General features: G+C 43.1%; 13 protein-coding genes. 1 reads left to right on the plus strand and 12 read right to left on the minus strand.

The window, feature by feature from the left end:
- Nucleotides 1-18 precede the first annotated feature (18 nt).
- Nucleotides 19-1011: a PTS transporter subunit IIC gene (locus tag ACYP5M_RS15525; RefSeq protein WP_101224027.1), complete on the minus strand. Its 993-nt coding sequence runs from the start codon at nucleotides 1009-1011 to the stop codon at nucleotides 19-21.
- A 411-nt stretch (nucleotides 1012-1422) separates the two neighbouring features.
- Entirely contained in the window at nucleotides 1423-2328 is a 906-nt protein-coding gene (locus ACYP5M_RS15530; RefSeq protein WP_434168215.1) for a LysR family transcriptional regulator, read from the minus strand.
- 160 nt (nucleotides 2329-2488) lie between these two features.
- On the opposite strand from ACYP5M_RS15530, the gene gdhA reads away from it, so the two are divergent.
- Nucleotides 2489-3871 carry an NADP-specific glutamate dehydrogenase gene (gene gdhA, locus ACYP5M_RS15535; protein WP_434168216.1) on the plus strand — a complete coding sequence of 461 codons (1383 nt, stop codon included), beginning with the start codon at nucleotides 2489-2491 and terminating at the stop codon, nucleotides 3869-3871.
- A 183-nt stretch (nucleotides 3872-4054) separates the two neighbouring features.
- On the opposite strand, the gene rbsB is transcribed toward gdhA, so the two are convergent.
- From rbsB to ACYP5M_RS15585, 10 genes are all read right to left on the minus strand, one after another.
- Entirely contained in the window at nucleotides 4055-4975 is a 921-nt protein-coding gene (gene rbsB / locus ACYP5M_RS15540; RefSeq protein ID WP_230176045.1) for a ribose ABC transporter substrate-binding protein RbsB, read from the minus strand.
- A 15-nt stretch (nucleotides 4976-4990) separates the two neighbouring features.
- The gene (locus tag ACYP5M_RS15545; RefSeq protein WP_101223945.1) at nucleotides 4991-5935 is read right to left on the minus strand and encodes an ABC transporter permease; all 945 of its coding nucleotides are present in this window, start codon (nucleotides 5933-5935) and stop codon (nucleotides 4991-4993) included.
- A 1-nt stretch (nucleotide 5936) separates the two neighbouring features.
- The gene (locus ACYP5M_RS15550; RefSeq protein WP_434168217.1) at nucleotides 5937-7418 is read right to left on the minus strand and encodes a sugar ABC transporter ATP-binding protein; all 1482 of its coding nucleotides are present in this window, start codon (nucleotides 7416-7418) and stop codon (nucleotides 5937-5939) included.
- Nucleotides 7419-7436: 18 nt separating this feature from the next.
- Nucleotides 7437-7829, minus strand: a complete 393-nt coding sequence (gene rbsD / locus ACYP5M_RS15555; protein ID WP_063234273.1) for a D-ribose pyranase — start codon at nucleotides 7827-7829, stop codon at nucleotides 7437-7439.
- Nucleotides 7826-8710, minus strand: a complete 885-nt coding sequence (gene rbsK / locus ACYP5M_RS15560) for a ribokinase (protein ID WP_459735230.1) — start codon at nucleotides 8708-8710, stop codon at nucleotides 7826-7828. Before rbsK ends, rbsD begins: the two co-directional genes overlap by 4 nt.
- Nucleotides 8707-9693 carry a LacI family DNA-binding transcriptional regulator gene (locus ACYP5M_RS15565; RefSeq protein ID WP_202190609.1) on the minus strand — a complete coding sequence of 329 codons (987 nt, stop codon included), beginning with the start codon at nucleotides 9691-9693 and terminating at the stop codon, nucleotides 8707-8709. The genes rbsK and ACYP5M_RS15565 overlap by 4 nt, the downstream gene beginning before the upstream one ends.
- A gap of 545 nt (nucleotides 9694-10238) precedes the next feature.
- On the minus strand, nucleotides 10239-12050 hold the full coding sequence (locus ACYP5M_RS15570) for an IucA/IucC family protein (protein ID WP_459735231.1): 1812 nt from the start codon (nucleotides 12048-12050) through the stop codon (nucleotides 10239-10241).
- Between the two features lie 22 nt (nucleotides 12051-12072).
- Complete coding sequence (locus tag ACYP5M_RS15575) at nucleotides 12073-13401, minus strand: lysine N(6)-hydroxylase/L-ornithine N(5)-oxygenase family protein (protein WP_260358840.1); 1329 nt, start codon at nucleotides 13399-13401, stop codon at nucleotides 12073-12075.
- Nucleotides 13376-13960 (minus strand): GNAT family N-acetyltransferase, encoded by a 585-nt coding sequence (locus ACYP5M_RS15580; RefSeq protein WP_459735232.1) that lies wholly within the window; start codon nucleotides 13958-13960, stop codon nucleotides 13376-13378. The genes ACYP5M_RS15575 and ACYP5M_RS15580 overlap by 26 nt, the downstream gene beginning before the upstream one ends.
- Nucleotides 13950-15752 carry an IucA/IucC family protein gene (locus tag ACYP5M_RS15585; protein WP_434168219.1) on the minus strand — a complete coding sequence of 601 codons (1803 nt, stop codon included), beginning with the start codon at nucleotides 15750-15752 and terminating at the stop codon, nucleotides 13950-13952. Before ACYP5M_RS15585 ends, ACYP5M_RS15580 begins: the two co-directional genes overlap by 11 nt.
- Between the last annotated feature and the right edge of the window lies 1 nt (nucleotide 15753).

The following is a 15753-nucleotide window of genomic DNA, read 5'->3' on the forward strand; positions in this document are numbered from 1 at the left end:
TTCTTAAGAAAACTTTGATTATGAAACTTCCAAATGAAGATCGCCTGGCTTAACTTTACCCATCATCTTCAATACCCGATGCAAGGCAAGTGTGATTACAGCTGGCAATACCATACCCACTGCCACATAAACCAAGAACGTGTACAGCCCCTGACCAGTTATGATGGCAATCGGGGCAATCATTGAACTTAACCCCATGCCTCCAAGCTCATACGGCACTTGAAAATCGAATGCCAGGGTAGCGATAGGCGCACAGATGATTGCCGCCACAAAAGGAGGAATTACATATAATGGCTTTTTGATCAAGTTAGGAAATTGGACTTTTGGTGTAACGACCATCTGTGCCAGGAACCCGCCCATATCATTATCTTTATAAGACATGACAGTGAACCCGACAAACTGAACGGTACATCCGATTAGAGCTGCAGCACTGGAAACGGGATCTAATTGCAGGGCGATCGCCAGTGCAGCGGAAGACGCCGGTGTCATCAATAAAATGCTCCATACCAAGGCTATGACCATGGAACCGATTAAGGGAGAACCCTCGACCGCAGCGGTGGTTTGACTGCTTATCCATGTTAGGAGCGGAGTGGTGACAAGAGCCAGGCCATATCCAGAAACTCCACCGACCAGAACAGCGCCCATTGGGATGGCCATGATGTCCAACTTCGTTTTGCCGATAAGGCGCTTACCTATATATGTTGCAATCACTGCCGCCAAGACAGCACTTAGTGGCTGACCCGTTACAATCGTGAAGGCACCCTCAGCAGTTCTGTGAATGGCAGCACCTCCAACAGCACTTGAAGCCATGGCACTAAAGATAATTAATGAATTTCCTCCGAGCTGATATGCGATACCTGCTCCTAAAGCTGGCGCTAGCAAGACCTTGGCAGCCCCGCCTATTGCCATGAAGACCTCCCAGCCTAAATAGCCCCCTATGGATTCAAACAATAACCCGATCCCTAATGTAACCAAGACTGCGTTGGCTATCCCTGTTGATGCCTTGTACATTCGATCGCTGATGTATTCTTTCCTGCTCACTTTATCTCCACTCCTTATTAATTATCTGAATATTCAATTTAGGAAAAACGAAAAAAAAAATAAAGGTCTTCATTAAAAAAGCCTATCAAGTATATCGTACCGCTGCCTAAATGTCTGCTAATGTCTGTTCGTATAATAACATGAATTTTCTGATAATGTAAGTGATATTTTTATTCTAAAAAAATAAAAGCGCTTTCAAAAATAAAGATTTAACACATTACTATTCAATAAAAACTAATGATTTATTATTCCAAAATAATTTATCCCCATTTTAAGATGTCTATATGGAGATATTTCGGTACATTTGCGACAAAAAAAAAAGAACCCGATTAAGGATTCTCCCATTAGCTGGATTTATGACTTTTCTAATAGATACCCATCCTATTTTTGAAAACCTTCCAATTTAGCAAAAGTTTCCTTCAAATATTGGTAAAACAATTTCTCCGTGGGCATCAGTTCCCTATCAGTTGGAACGATGACACCTACAGCCCTGGTAACAGAAGGTTCCTCCAGCGGCAATTTAACCGTAAAACGCGGCAAGCTATCGACTAAGGAAATCTCAGGTATCAAGGTTATACCCAGACCTGCTGCCACCAGGCCTTTTATGGCATCAGTATCTTTTCCTTCAAATGCCACTTCCGGTTCAAAGCCATGCAGTTTGCAAGCTTTCATAACGAGATCCCTTAATACATAACCCTTTGGAGATAAGATGAACGGGTTTCCTTGAAGCTCATTCAAGTGTAGTGATTTCTTCAAGGCCAAAGGATGACTCTCTGGTAAAAGGGCAACTAACTTCTCAATAAATAGCGTTTCACCTTTGATTTTCTTTTCATTCATCGGCAGAGGACCGATCAAGGCCATGTTAATGTTACCTTTTATTACCGAATCTATCAGGTATCGATATGAACCTTGTTTCAATGTGAATTTTGCCTGCGGATAACTTTCCCTGAAGTCGGAAATGACCCTTGGCAATACATAAGAAGCTAAACTGCTGGGAAAGCCAATCCGGATTGTCCCTTTTTCTGGGTGCAGGCTTTCAGCCATCTCACGTTTGGCACGATCGATTATATCCATAGCTTGCTCCATATTCGCTAAAAAGGTATGTCCGATAGGCGTCAATCTAATCTTTCGGCCATCCCTGATAAATAGTGGCACGCCTAATTCTTCTTCTAAATTGTAGATTTGACGACTGACAGCTGACTGGGCAACATGCAAGTTCACTGCTGCTTCCGTCATATGTTCACGCTTTGCCACTTCAATGAAATATTCGATTTGCCTTAATTCCACTCTAAGCTCCCTCTTCCATATCAAAACAGCATGCTACTTATCTAATATTCAGATTGTTTGTTTTATTTTTAAATTATATCATGAAAGTATCATATAAAAACCGATATCTTATTCAATTAGTATTTTAAAACTACTATATTACCTTAAGGGAGAGAGAACAATGACCACTTCACAAGAAGTCGAGCATGAGGAATTACAAGTTGCCAAAGAGTTTGTAAGTCAAGTATACGCACAGGTAAAGGAGCGTAATCCTCACGAAAATGAGTTCCATCAAGCCGTAAAGGAGATATTCCTTTCACTGATCCCTGTTTTTGCAAAACATCCTGAATATATGAAAAGCGGGATATTGGAGAGGCTGGTTGAACCCGAAAGAATGATCACCTTCCGTGTTTCTTGGGTTGATGACCTGGGCAATGTTCAAGTAAACCGTGGTTTTCGTGTGCAATTCAACAGTGCAATCGGACCATTCAAAGGCGGTCTCCGATTCCATCCCACTGTCAATTCCAGCATCATAAAGTTTCTTGGTTTCGAGCAAATCTTTAAAAACTCTCTTACTGGCCAGCCGATCGGCGGGGGAAAAGGCGGGTCGGACTTCGATCCAAAAGGAAAATCGGACGCAGAAATCATGCGTTTTTGCCAAAGCTTCATGTCGGAACTATCTCGCTATATCGGCCCTGATACAGACGTACCAGCTGGTGACATCGGAGTCGGTGCAAGAGAGATTGGATACCTGTTCGGTCAATATAAAAAGATGCAAGGCAGCTACCATGCCGGTGTTCTAACTGGTAAAGGTATAAGTTACGGAGGAAGCTTGGCCCGTACAGAAGCGACTGGATATGGAACGGTTTACTTCGTCGAGGAGATGCTCAATGACAAAGGGTTACAATTCCATGGCAGCACTGCCGTTATTTCCGGATCTGGCAATGTATCCATTTATGCCATTGAAAAAGCTACACAGCTAGGCGCAAAAGTGGTTGCATGCAGCGATTCAAATGGCTACATATATGATGAAAATGGTCTTAACCTGGATACAGTTAAACGGTTAAAAGAAGTGGAACGAAAACGCTTGAGTGAATATGTCGATGCGCATCCGGAAGCTGTATATCATGAAGGGAGCTACGGTATTTGGTCTGTACCATGCGACATCGCACTGCCTTGTGCCACACAAAATGAAATCGATGAAGAAGCAGCAAAACTACTGGTCAAAAATAATGTGAAGGCGGTCGGTGAGGGTGCTAATATGCCTTCAACCCTTGAGGCCATTGATGTATTCCTTAATAACGGCATCCTTTTTGGACCAGCAAAAGCGGCCAATGCTGGCGGTGTAGCCGTGTCTGCACTCGAAATGGCCCAAAACAGCGCCAGGATGCCTTGGACTTTCGAAGAAGTCGATGCCAAGCTGCATGAAATCATGAAAAACATCTATAAAAACAGTGTAGAGGCTGCAGAAGCATATGGTGAGCCTGGCAACTTAGTTGTTGGGGCCAATATTGCCGGATTCCTTAAAGTGGCGGATGCGATGCTGACTCAAGGTATACTCTAGCAATCAGTTGATTTAGGAGGCGGTCCGACATGGGCCGCCTTACTTTTGTAAAAGAAGGATCTCACTTTCTTATACTCTCTCATTCATATCAATTCAAGCTGAATATCCACAATCAGATAACATCAATGGAATTAAAAAAGGAGTGCCGGAAAAGTTCCGGCACCCTCATTGTTTGTTTGACAATCATTCTTTGGTGACCAATTTCAATGGAACGGATATTGTGTCATCCACTTTGTCGCCTTTTAAGATTTTTTCAGCCGCATTAACCGCTTCTTCACCGATAAGTGCCGGTTGTTGGGCGATTGTAGCTTTTAGTTCACCGTTTTCAACTGCTTTCAATGCATCATCATTTCCGTCAAAACCAACCACGATGATGTCTTTTCCAGCTGCCTTGATTGCTTCAATGGCTCCTAGTGCCATTTCATCATTATGGGCGAATACCGCTTGGATGTCTTTATTGCCTTGCAGGATATTTTCCATGACGTTAAGCCCTTTTGTCCGGTCGAATTCCGCCGTTTGGCTTGTCTGGACATCTAACTGCTTGTCCGCAATATTGTGGAAACCTTTCCCGCGTTCACGAGTTGCAGATGCACCGGATACCCCTTCAAGTTCCACTACTTTCGCTTTTTCGCCAAGTTCCTTAACTAGATATTCTGCAGCCATTTCCCCGCCAGCCACATTGTCGGAAGCGATGAACGTTTCAATATCCCCTTCGTCTGAAGAGCGGTCAATCGTGATAACGGGAATGCCCGCTTCATTAGCTGATTGAACGGCTGAAGATATTGCCGCAGAGTCAGTAGGATTCACAAGAAGGACATCAACCTTTTGAAGGATTAGATCTTCAATTCCGCTGATTTGTTTTGCCGTATCATCTTGGGCGTCAACAACTGTGACTTTCATGCCTTTTTCTTTTGCTTCTTTTTCAATACCATCTTTTAAGGAAACGAAGAATGGATTGTTTAAAGTAGAGATGCTGACTCCGACTTTCACGTCTTTCATGGAGTCTTTCTTTTCCTTTTTATCATCTGTTAGACCAGAATCCATTGAACAGGCAGCCAAGACCATTAAAGAAAGAACCATGATGATCGATACTAATTTTTTCATTGATTACACCTCTTCTTATGATTTTTTACGGTCAAGTAAGACCGCGATTAATATAACTGCACCTTTCACCACTTGCTGGTAAAAAGAGGATACACCAAGTAAATTCATGCCGTTATTCAAGGTACCGATGATCAGGACACCGACCAGCGTTCCGAACAACCGACCTTTACCGCCTGAAAGGCTCGTTCCGCCCAGCACCACGGCTGCGATGGCATCCATTTCATAGGATTGGCCTGCCGTCGGCTGTGCCGAATTCAGACGGGATGTCAAAATGGCACCGGCAATGGCCGCCATCGTACCGGCCAGACCATAGATGGCCACCTTGACTCGGTCAACTTTAATCCCCGAAATACGGGAAGCCCTTTCATTTCCTCCAATGGCATAAGTTTTACGGCCAAAGGATGTTTTATGAAGCAGGAACCACAGGATTAAGAAAGCGATGACCATCACAACGGCCGGTACTGGCACTCCAAGGAAGTAACCTCTCCCAAGCATCTGGAACATAACGGAATCGCCAATTCCGGTAATCGGCTTTCCATCCGTATACACAAGCGTTAATCCCCGGAAAATCGTCATGGTGGCCAGTGTCACGATGAATGGTGCCATTTTTCCCTTTGAAACGAGTATCCCATTGATTACACCCATTATTGCACCTAGTAGAATGCCTACTAATATTGCTAAAATCGGATCTAATCCCGAGACCATCATACCAGCCATAAGTGCGCTGGATAGAGCTAAAATGGAACCGACGGACAAGTCGATGCCACCTGTCAATATGATAAAGGTCATTCCAAATGCAATAAGTGCATTGATGGAGGTTTGACGCAATAAATTCAATATATTATTCGGTTCCATGAATGATGGATTTAAAACGGTTATTACGATAAATAAAAGTACCAGGGCGAGTAAAGGACCGAATTTCTGCCAAATCCCGCTTTTCCCTGTAGCCTCAAGTTTCATCCTAGTTCCCTCCTGTCGCCAATGCCATAATTTTTTCTTGCGTCGCTTCCTGCTTTAACAATTCCCCAGCAATCTCACCTTCGTGAACGACAAGGATTCTATCACTCATTCCAATGACTTCCGGAAGCTCTGACGAAACCATGATGATGGCGATGCCTCGCTCCGTCAATTCATTCATCAACTCGTAAATTTCACGTTTTGCGCCAACATCTATGCCTCTGGTCGGTTCATCCATAATTAAAACTTTAGGGGAAGTCCCGATCCATTTGGCTATTACCACCTTCTGTTGATTTCCTCCGGATAGATTGCCGATTACCGTTTCAGCAGAAGATGTCTTTACATGAAGCCGCTTAATCATCATTTCGGCAAAGTTCATCTCATCTTCCGTTTTTACGATTCCGTTAGGAGCAAAACTTTTGAGATTCGGCAAGCCGATATTTTCCCTTACGGAAAAGTCCAGGATCAATCCCTCTTCTTTACGATTTTCCGTAATGAAAGCCAGGCCGTGTCGAACTGCATCCGTTGGTTTTCGTATGGAAACCTTCTTGCCTTCAATGGCGATTTCACCCCTGTCTATTTGGTCGACACCAAAAAGGGCACGCATTATTTCTGTTCTTCCTGCTCCCATCAATCCGGCGACACCGACAATCTCACCTTGGCGAACCGCGAAATGGATATCTTCAAAAAGCCCCTTTTTAGTTAAACCTTTTACATCAAGGACTATGTCGCCAAGGTTCGCTTCACGATGAGGAAAACGATCCTCCAGCTCCCGCCCTACCATTTTTTGAACGACTTCATCGAAATTTGTATCTGAAATTCTTTTCGTATCGACGGTTTTTCCGTCACGCATTACGGTGATCCTGTCACAAATGGCGAATATTTCTTCCATCCGATGAGAAATATAAACAAGCGATACACCCTTTTTGGTAAGACCCTTCATCACTTCAAAGAGCTTCTCTATTTCCCTATCAGTTAAAGCTGCTGTGGGCTCGTCCATGATGATGACTTCGGCATCCGTCATGAGCGCCTTGGCAATTTCAATCATTTGCTGTTCCCCGACAGAACAAAATCCGGCTTCCTTATCAAAAGGAAGGGAAATATTAAGTGTTTTAAAAATCTCGTTTGCACGCGCTTTCATTTGTTTCGTCTTCAGTACACCGAAGGCATTCACCATTTCCCTGCCGATAAATAGATTCTCCAGCACGGTCATTTCTGGCCAAATATTCAATTCCTGACGGATAAAGGCCATTCCCGCCTCTTCCGCTTCCTTTGAATCCTTGAATGAGGTTTCTTTACCGTTAATCTTGATCGTTCCTTGATCTTGTTTATGCAGCCCGGTCAAAATGTTCATCAAGGTTGATTTCCCCGCACCATTTTCTCCCATTAGCGCATGTACTTCCCCAGCCTCTAAAGAAAAATGAACACCTTCCAATACCTTGTTTTGACCAAATGCTTTATAAATATTGTGCATTTCGATTTGCATGCTCATCATCTCATTTCTTTAAAAGAATACTCCAGACTGCAATATGCAATTTGAATATGGCGTCGTCTCCCCGGTCCGGATTATTGCTTTTGCGTTGCTTGTCAGCCTTTTAAAATCCTCATGGGAAACATATTCAATCGCTGCTCCGAATTGCTGCTCCATATATTGATGCTGTTCCGGGTTTTTAACCTTCACTTCTGTGGCAGCGATAACTTTTTCAACAACCATATCTTCGTGAATTGCCCGGACGACATCTTGAAATGATGGTGTTCCAGGTGTCAATGCTAAGTCTATCTTACAAACTCCAGGTGGCACCGGCAGCCCGGCATCACCTACGACAATATAATCGGTATGACCAAGGTCAACCAGGACCTTGGCTATTGAACTATTGATGATTCCTTGACGTTTCATGCTTCAAAGCCCCTCTCGACCTCTATCCTTTGCGGCATGCCGCCTTGGGCTCCTAACTTCGTCACGGAAATGGATGCTACCCGGTTCGCGAATACCAAACATTCGTCAAAACTTTTTCCTTCTGCAACAGCCACGGCAAAGGCAGCATTGAATGTATCCCCTGCGCCTGTCGTATCCACCGCTTCCACTTCAAAGCTTGGAACAACCTTTTCTTCATGTCCGTCAAAATAACGGACGCCATTTTTTCCTTCGGTAATGAATAATTTATTGGGATGCTCAGTCAAGACTTCTGTTCTATCTCTCCCATTGAATAGTATTTCGAATTCATGTTCATTTGGAGTAAGGAATGATGCCTGTTGAATGACAGCCTCACTTAGCTTGCGGGCGGGAGCTGGGTTCAAAAGTAATCTCTTTTGAAGCGTGCTGCACAACTCAGCCAGATATTCCACCGTTTCCTCAGGTATTTCCTGCTGAACCAACACGATATCCGATTCCTCTATTACCTTTTTCGCCTTTTGTACATATTCAGGAGTAATGAAATCATTCGCACCCTTTACGACAATAATGCTGTTATCACCTTCCGAAAGGGTAATGTGTGCTGTCCCTGAAGCGGAACCTGTAACCGGTTCCACATACTTCGTGTTTACATGATTTTTTTTCAGGTTATCTAAGATGATCTCTCCATACACATCATCTCCTACACATCCAACCATCGACACTTCTGCACCAAGACGTGCCGCTGCAACAGCCTGGTTGGCTCCCTTTCCTCCAGGAACCGTGATAAATGACTCCCCTAAAACCGTTTCACCAGCCATTGGCCGCTTGGCTGATGTCACAACTAAGTCCATTGAGGAACTTCCCACTACAGCAATTCTAATCATGTCTTCTCCGCCTTCCTTCTCGTTGTTTGTCTCTCCACAAAAGAAACAGGGAGCTTTTCATGTGTTACTTCCAATTTTTCTTGATTGATCCTTTTAATTAGCATTTCCGCGGCTTGTGCCCCCATCTCATAGGCTGGCTGCCTAATTGTAGATAACGGCGGGTGCAATAACGCTGTGAAGGCGATATCATCATAGCCGATCAATTGTATGTCTTCCGGTATCCGTATTCCCCGTTTTAAAATCTCTTGAAGTGCGGCGGCTGCAACAATATCATTACAAGCTATGATTCCATCCGTTTCCGGATATTGCTCGAACAGCTGCTTCACGCAAGTTTGGCCGCCTTGAAGAGTTAGGGATGAATCCATGACTTGCACGTTAACTTTTGCTTGTTTCAATTCTTCGTATGCTGCCATGTACCGTTCATAAACAGGCTTTATTTCGACTGGCCCCCTAATGAGGACGATATTCGTACTGCCTCTATCCAGCAATACGCGTGCTGCCAGCTTACCGCCTGTCTTTTGATCGGAATAAACAGCTGGTAATTTCTCTGCTGTACGGTCGAGAAGGACAACTGGAATATCCAGATTATCGAAATTTTCATTGGCTTCTTCACTAGTTGAAGCAATCATGCCCACTACATTATTTTGCAGGAATGTGTCGATATATTCTATTTCTTTATCTCTCTTTTCATCACTATTTCCAAAAATTAACCGATAACCAAATTGCTGAAGATAATCCTCCACACCTCTAGCCATTTCTGGGAAGAAAGGATTCGTAATGTCCGGCAAAATCAAACCAACCAATTTGGATTTACGTTTGTAGAGGGATCTTGCCACTTCATTCGGTTTATAATTTAATTTCTCAACAGCTGCCATGACTACCTTTTTTGTGTCCTCATGTGCATAACCACTGCCATTCATAACTCTGGAAACCGTTGCCACAGAAACCCCAGCTTCCTTTGCCACATCCCGAATAGTTGCCAATATATCACCCTCAATAATTTTGTGTAACCGTTTACACATAGCTTATCACCAATTTAAATGCACGGCAAGCCCTCTTCCAAAGATATTTTTTTGGGAATTTGACCCAAAATCGAAGACAACAGTTCTACCTAACCGTTAAAGCTAAGTTGATTGGAGCGGAAGGTACGAGACTCCTGCGGGAAAAGCATGTCTAGGAGGCGCAAGCCGAGGAGGCTCCCTGACCGCCCGCGGAAAGCGAGTGCCTTGAGCGGAAATCAACGGTCAAATTGTAAGGGCCATAATAATACTGTGGAAAGGTGGTCGGAACACAAATTAACATCTTCAACTCCTTAGATATGGATTCTATCTAAATTTAATAACAAAGTTGATTGGAGTGGAAGGTACGAGACTCCTGCGGGAAAAGCGTGTCTAGGGAAGACCCCACAGGCGTAAGCCGAGGAGGCTCCCTGACCGCCCGCGGAAAGCGAGTGCCTTGAGCGGAAATCAACGGTCAAATTGATAAACCCCATAAGAAAACTGGCTCAAAAGTCTGAGCCAGTTTAACTTTATAGCGTTTTTGCAGGTAACTTTTCATAAAGGGCATTATTCACTTGCCCAAACTCAGATGCATGTGGACGGTCTTCACCATCGCTATACCCATATTGAAGCATCCGATTTCTATTCAGGCAGAGTTTTGTTAATTTTGGCGCAAAGAAATTGAATGTATCGAAACGATCCTGTAACATAGGGAATTTTTTCTGATGTGTCAGGATTGTTAGGGCGACGCCTTCCCAGAAAGCATTCTCATCCAAAAGGGACCTCTTCATCAGAAGTGTTGACAAGTATCGGAAATGACAGATGAATAGTCCCGTGAAAATGAATTGAACAAGCCCCTCGGGAGTCTCACTTCTTAGTACTTTCCTTAAATCATCAGGAAGGCTGCTTAATTCAGGAAGCGGCTGATCACTGACGTTTACATCATCTACAAAATCCTTGATGGCCAAACGGTGAGGCTTGTAATCCTTCAAAACTAATATGGTATTTTGACCATGCGGTGAGAAGACCAATCCATATTGATAGATAAAATGTAGTAATGGTGATAGGATGACGTCGAATAATTGAGCTGTCCAGGCTTCTGCAGTCAATCCCGATTTTTCAATAAGGCTTTCCACATATGGTTTACCTTTGCTGTCCACATGTAAAAGGGATGCAAGCGTAATGGGCTTTTCGCCTTCCTCCATATAACTGTAAATACTTTCTCTCCAAATCCCCCCAAGCATCTCTAAATATTGATACGGTACATTCTCTAGCTTGGAATAATACGGGTGATCAACATTTAAACTGGCCACTTCACCAGGAAGCACTACTTTGCATTGTTCTTTCAAGAATGAGTCATTTTCATAAATGTTCTTTATATACGCTGTGATTTTTGGGGCAATGACTGTGCGTTCAGCTGGCAATCCACGGTAGACTAGCGTATTTAAAATGCTCATTGGCAGCTTGACATGGTTTTTATCCTTGTTCGATACATTAACAAATGTCCGGATGGATTGTTGCGGCAAATACTTATCGGGACCATTTCCCAAAGCTACGATCAGCCCTTTAGCCAGGTCATCGGTAAAGTTTTGGATGATTACATTCTTCCACTGCCATTCATGAACAGGGAGGTAGTAATAGTTTTCTGCGTTCAGCCCTTTTTCCGTCAATATCTTTGCAAATGATTTTTGGGTTTCCCCATCCAGTTCATTCTCCATCAATTGCTTATAAGATAACGTTTCGACTGAATTGAATTCACCCCTCGTTTTATGGACGGCAATCCAAGATAACTGAACTTCCTTCTGGTTTTCTGGAGCGAACTGCAAATAATCATCATAACCGAAACCGATTCTTCCCTTGTTATAAGCAATCCAAGGGTGACCGCTCATTTCTCCTTCAAGTAATGCATAATCCAGTTCGACTAAATCATCCGCATCCTGTTCAGGTTTGGAAAGCAGTTGGAGATCCGCAAGCAGCGTATGATGGAATTCTTTGATTAAATGTCCTGTTGTTTCTGCAGTCATCCCAATTAACGGCTGGATGTCCAAAATGAATTGAATGGCATCCTTGGCCTGTGTAAAGCCTTCCGTTTCACATACCTGGATCGACTCAGCCTGTACTTCGTAGCTGTCAAAAAGACGGGGCCTCGCCAAAAACCGATAAGATTTCCCCTTATTTATCTTTAACTCATATAAGTTTCCTGCTGTATTTTCGTTCAGGACAGCTGGATGGATCATATCTTCATACATATACTCAGAAATCATCTTGGCCAGCAGGTTTTGGTTTACTATCGACCAATTTTTTTCTGAAACTGCCTGTTCCACTTCATTTATGAACTGCATATAAATTCTCCCTTCCCTTCTCTTAGTAAGCCATGACGGGTGTTTTTACACGGAATGACTGAAATGCACCCTTTGGCTCGGATGGATAAACTTCTTTACCTGCCAATTGATTGATGATAATAGAATTTCGGAATGCTCCTAAGCCTAGATCCGGTGCACCCACACCATGTGTATGTATCTCGCCATTTTGAATAAAAAGATGATTCGGTGTAGAGATGGCCATTCCTACCCGATAGTCTTTCGTTATTGCAAGTCGACCCAAGTCATCGCGGACTAAATGGTCCTCCATGGTTTCAAGGAATGCCGGAAGGGTTGATTTATAGCCCGTCCCAAAAACGATCGCCTCTGTATCCACATCAAATTCGCTATCTTCTACCCACTGTCGGCATTTCAATTCCCAGCCATTTTCAGCAGGGGTAACCGCTGCAACTTCGGTCATTGCCCGAAGTTCAATGGACAGTTCCGCATTTCCAATCGATTTTTCATACATCTTGTCAAAAATTGCTGCGATTGTAGTGGCGCTGATGCCTTTATACAATAAATCCTGTTTTGGCAGGATTTCATCCTTTTTTTCCTGAGGCAGCCGATAAAAGAAATCAAGGTAATCCGGCGTGAAATATTCCAATCCGAGTTTTGAATATTCCATAGGGAAAAATCCCTTGGATCTTGTATACCAGTTTAGCTGGTAGCCATTTTCCTCCTGCTCATTAAGCAGATCCAGAAAGACCTCGGCTGCACTTTGTCCAGATCCGACAACCGTTACGGATTTTTTCTTTAAGATATTTTCTTTATTCCGTAAATAATCGGCCGAATGCAGGATGCTCTCTCCCATATATGGATGAAAAGCCGATGGAACAGTCGGGGCGCTGCCAATTCCCATGACTACATGACGGCTATAATAGACTTCGATCTTTTGTGATTGTGCATCCCTTACACTGATTTGATAGCAGGGTTCATCTTGATCCCCTATATATTCAACCGCCTCCACCGCTTTTCCAAAACGGCAGCTATCAAGTTGATGGGCAGCCCAGCGGCAATAATCGTTATATTCTTTTCGTGGAATCAAGAATTTTTCAAGGAAGTAGAAATGATAAAGCCGATCATGCTGCTGTAAATAATTCAGGTAACTATATGGACTTGTCACATCTGCCATGCTAACCAGATCGGCAAAGAACGGTACCTGCAGAGTTGTCCCTTCCAACAGCATCCCTTCATGCCAATTAAATTCCCGCTTTTTCTCAAAAAAGACGGCATTCAACTCCGGGGTTTTCTCCAAAAGGGCCGCAAGTCCAAGATTAAAGGGACCTATCCCTATCCCTACCAGGTCATAGATAGATTGTTGCTTCTCCATAGTTCCACTTCCTCTCGAAATTCTCCCGTGTACATGACATTAGCAATGCCGTTTTATCTGGGAGCTTAATTTCTTTAATTGGGGTAAACCCGCATTTTTCAAATAAATGAATCATCTTTGCATTCCTGATATCCGGTTCTGCCATCACTTTGTTTGTTGTTGAAGTCAGTAGTTGGAATTTCACCATTGCACGTAAAAACGGCAAAGCCAGTCCTTTTCCAAGGTAATCCGAATCACCAATGAGTAAATGAATGCCTTGATCTCCCTCTTCGGATTCATAATAATCTTCGATGATATCGCCTTTTACCCAATACGATTCCCAATAGCTCATGGGAATGGAGTCCAGACAGCCTAAATAGAGTGTTTGGTGTGTATCAGCCAATGCCTTTTTTAAATGAACAGCGAATTTTTCTTTTGTGAAATTCAAATTCCAGTAGGGTATCACATGATCTTCATGCATCCATTTATGCAATGTATCCAAATCCCTCTCAAATTCAACTTTGACAAATGAAAGCTGCTGATTACAGTCCTTAAGCATTTCTTCATAACTATTTTTCATGGACGGCCATAACCCCCTGTGCGAACGGATTATCAATCGTCGTATAAACGGATTGTGTCTCAAGTGAACCGACAAGCTCATCCATATCATGAAAACGTGTCAGTAAATTAGCCTTACAAGATAATTCCCGGGCATGAAGCAATTTTGAAACAACTCGATTCAAACCTTCATCTCCGCTTTCCGTACTGAATGTTTCCAGTTGTTCCTGAACGAGCTGTAACAGTGTTTTTTCTGATACTAATCCTTCCGTACCAAAATTATTGATCAGGCCTAATAAGTGATTAAAGAAGAAATAGTATTGAAGTCTTTCTTCAGCGACTTCATCAGAACAAATCGTGAAGCTTTTTTCACTTAGTTCAGGCAAGATCTTCAGCAGCCTGTCCACTTTGGACTCACAGTAGTAATACCCTTGATTATCACGATAATAAAAAGTGGCTGGATACCCATCTTGAAGCTGAATGATGGAATTTTGTTGATGGGCCTCCAAAACAATTCCATACTCTTCAAATAGCCAAAGCATCGGTTTCAATGTCGTTGACAGATAGGTTTTGAACCAATCCTTACTCACTTCTTCAGTACTGCGGTTTTCATCAGCTGATAATTTGCGGATGATCGCTCCAAGTCTTGATGGGGCACCATAGGCATTATCCTGACATAAGCCGGCAATCAGGATTGCTTGTTTATCGTTTTCATAAAAAGGGTTTTCCCGAATATCAACATCGAATCCTGATTCTTCCTCGGTTGTTTTGATCGTTAGGTAAGCAGGGTCCTTGATGATACGGAAGGAGGGGTGCCGTTCTTTTAGATCGTCGCCCACTTTAGAATCTATTAATTTTGCAATTTCGACACCACGATCCAATTCTTTTTGCAGATTTGCACGTAAAGAATTCGTGATTTTAACCGGAACGGAAAATTTGTACATATATTTCGATGTCGGACTATATACCGTTCTAAATGAAGAGGTGGCCGTGAATTTTTTTCCAAGCGGTCCGGCATAAACTAGTGTCCCTTGCTCGAGTAGCCTCTTGACCTCTTCTTTTTCGATAAGCACTTTTGCCTGGAGCGGGTGTGCCGGGATGATGATATATTGGCTTTCCTTTTGGCAATAAGTTCTTCGGAATTCACTGGAAATCTCTAGGTCACCGGCTAATTCCTGTTTAATGATCTCACTTGCCGATGTGACTTCACTGGAATCCTGGATGACAATTGAGGGTTCTGCCAGGAAGTAGTGCAGCTGAAACTCCCCTTTTAATTCTGGTGAATAGATCCATTCATCTTTTTCTGAAATTCCCTGCTTGCTTTTCGGTGTCGGGTGGAACAGGTGCCCGAATAATAGAGACTGCTCTGCTTCGATGTAGGTGAATTCAGGACTTTGAAGTGCATCAACGTCTTCCGTCCTGGCTTCAACATACCGTTGAATATTTTGGCTGCTTAGGATTACGCGCAGCATCAATTCATCTTCACTATCCGTCCGGCCCTGCTCATTCAATAATTCTTTAGAAACAATCGAGACCATTGTCACGTAATCTAATTCATGCACTTGTTTGGATGCCATTTGATAGTAAATCGGGAAGTTAAAAATATGACGCCCCGTTTCCGACCAATATTTAAGCGGAACAAGCAATTCAATATCTTGGGATATGAGCTTACTGACCATTAATGAATCCGAAATGGATCCCTCCAAATTCGGCCAGTTTTTCGTTTCTTCTAAACTGCAATTTCCGGTTTCCCGGAAATAACAATTCAGAAAGCTTTGCATCGTCGCCCTTTCAGCTATTTGCTTACCATTCATA

It is taken from the genome of Peribacillus sp. N1 (assembly GCF_054600815.1).

Bases quoted from the DNA above. Each gene is read 5' to 3' on its own strand.
- ACYP5M_RS15570 (WP_459735231.1), bottom strand. From the start codon at position 12,050: ATGCAGTTCATAAATGAAGTGGAACAGGCAGTTTCAGAAAAAAATTGG.
- ACYP5M_RS15545 (WP_101223945.1), bottom strand. From the start codon at position 5,935: ATGAAACTTGAGGCTACAGGGAAAAGCGGGATTTGGCAGAAATTCGGT.
- ACYP5M_RS15550 (WP_434168217.1), bottom strand. From the start codon at position 7,418: ATGCAAATCGAAATGCACAATATTTATAAAGCATTTGGTCAAAACAAG.
- ACYP5M_RS15575 (WP_260358840.1), bottom strand. From the start codon at position 13,401: ATGGAGAAGCAACAATCTATCTATGACCTGGTAGGGATAGGGATAGGT.
- ACYP5M_RS15585 (WP_434168219.1), bottom strand. From the start codon at position 15,752: ATGAATGGTAAGCAAATAGCTGAAAGGGCGACGATGCAAAGCTTTCTG.
- ACYP5M_RS15580 (WP_459735232.1), bottom strand. From the start codon at position 13,960: ATGAAAAATAGTTATGAAGAAATGCTTAAGGACTGTAATCAGCAGCTT.
- rbsK (WP_459735230.1), bottom strand. From the start codon at position 8,710: ATGATTAGAATTGCTGTAGTGGGAAGTTCCTCAATGGACTTAGTTGTG.
- ACYP5M_RS15525 (WP_101224027.1), bottom strand. From the start codon at position 1,011: ATGTACAAGGCATCAACAGGGATAGCCAACGCAGTCTTGGTTACATTA.
- rbsD (WP_063234273.1), bottom strand. From the start codon at position 7,829: ATGAAACGTCAAGGAATCATCAATAGTTCAATAGCCAAGGTCCTGGTT.
- gdhA (WP_434168216.1), top strand. From the start codon at position 2,489: ATGACCACTTCACAAGAAGTCGAGCATGAGGAATTACAAGTTGCCAAA.
- rbsB (WP_230176045.1), bottom strand. From the start codon at position 4,975: ATGAAAAAATTAGTATCGATCATCATGGTTCTTTCTTTAATGGTCTTG.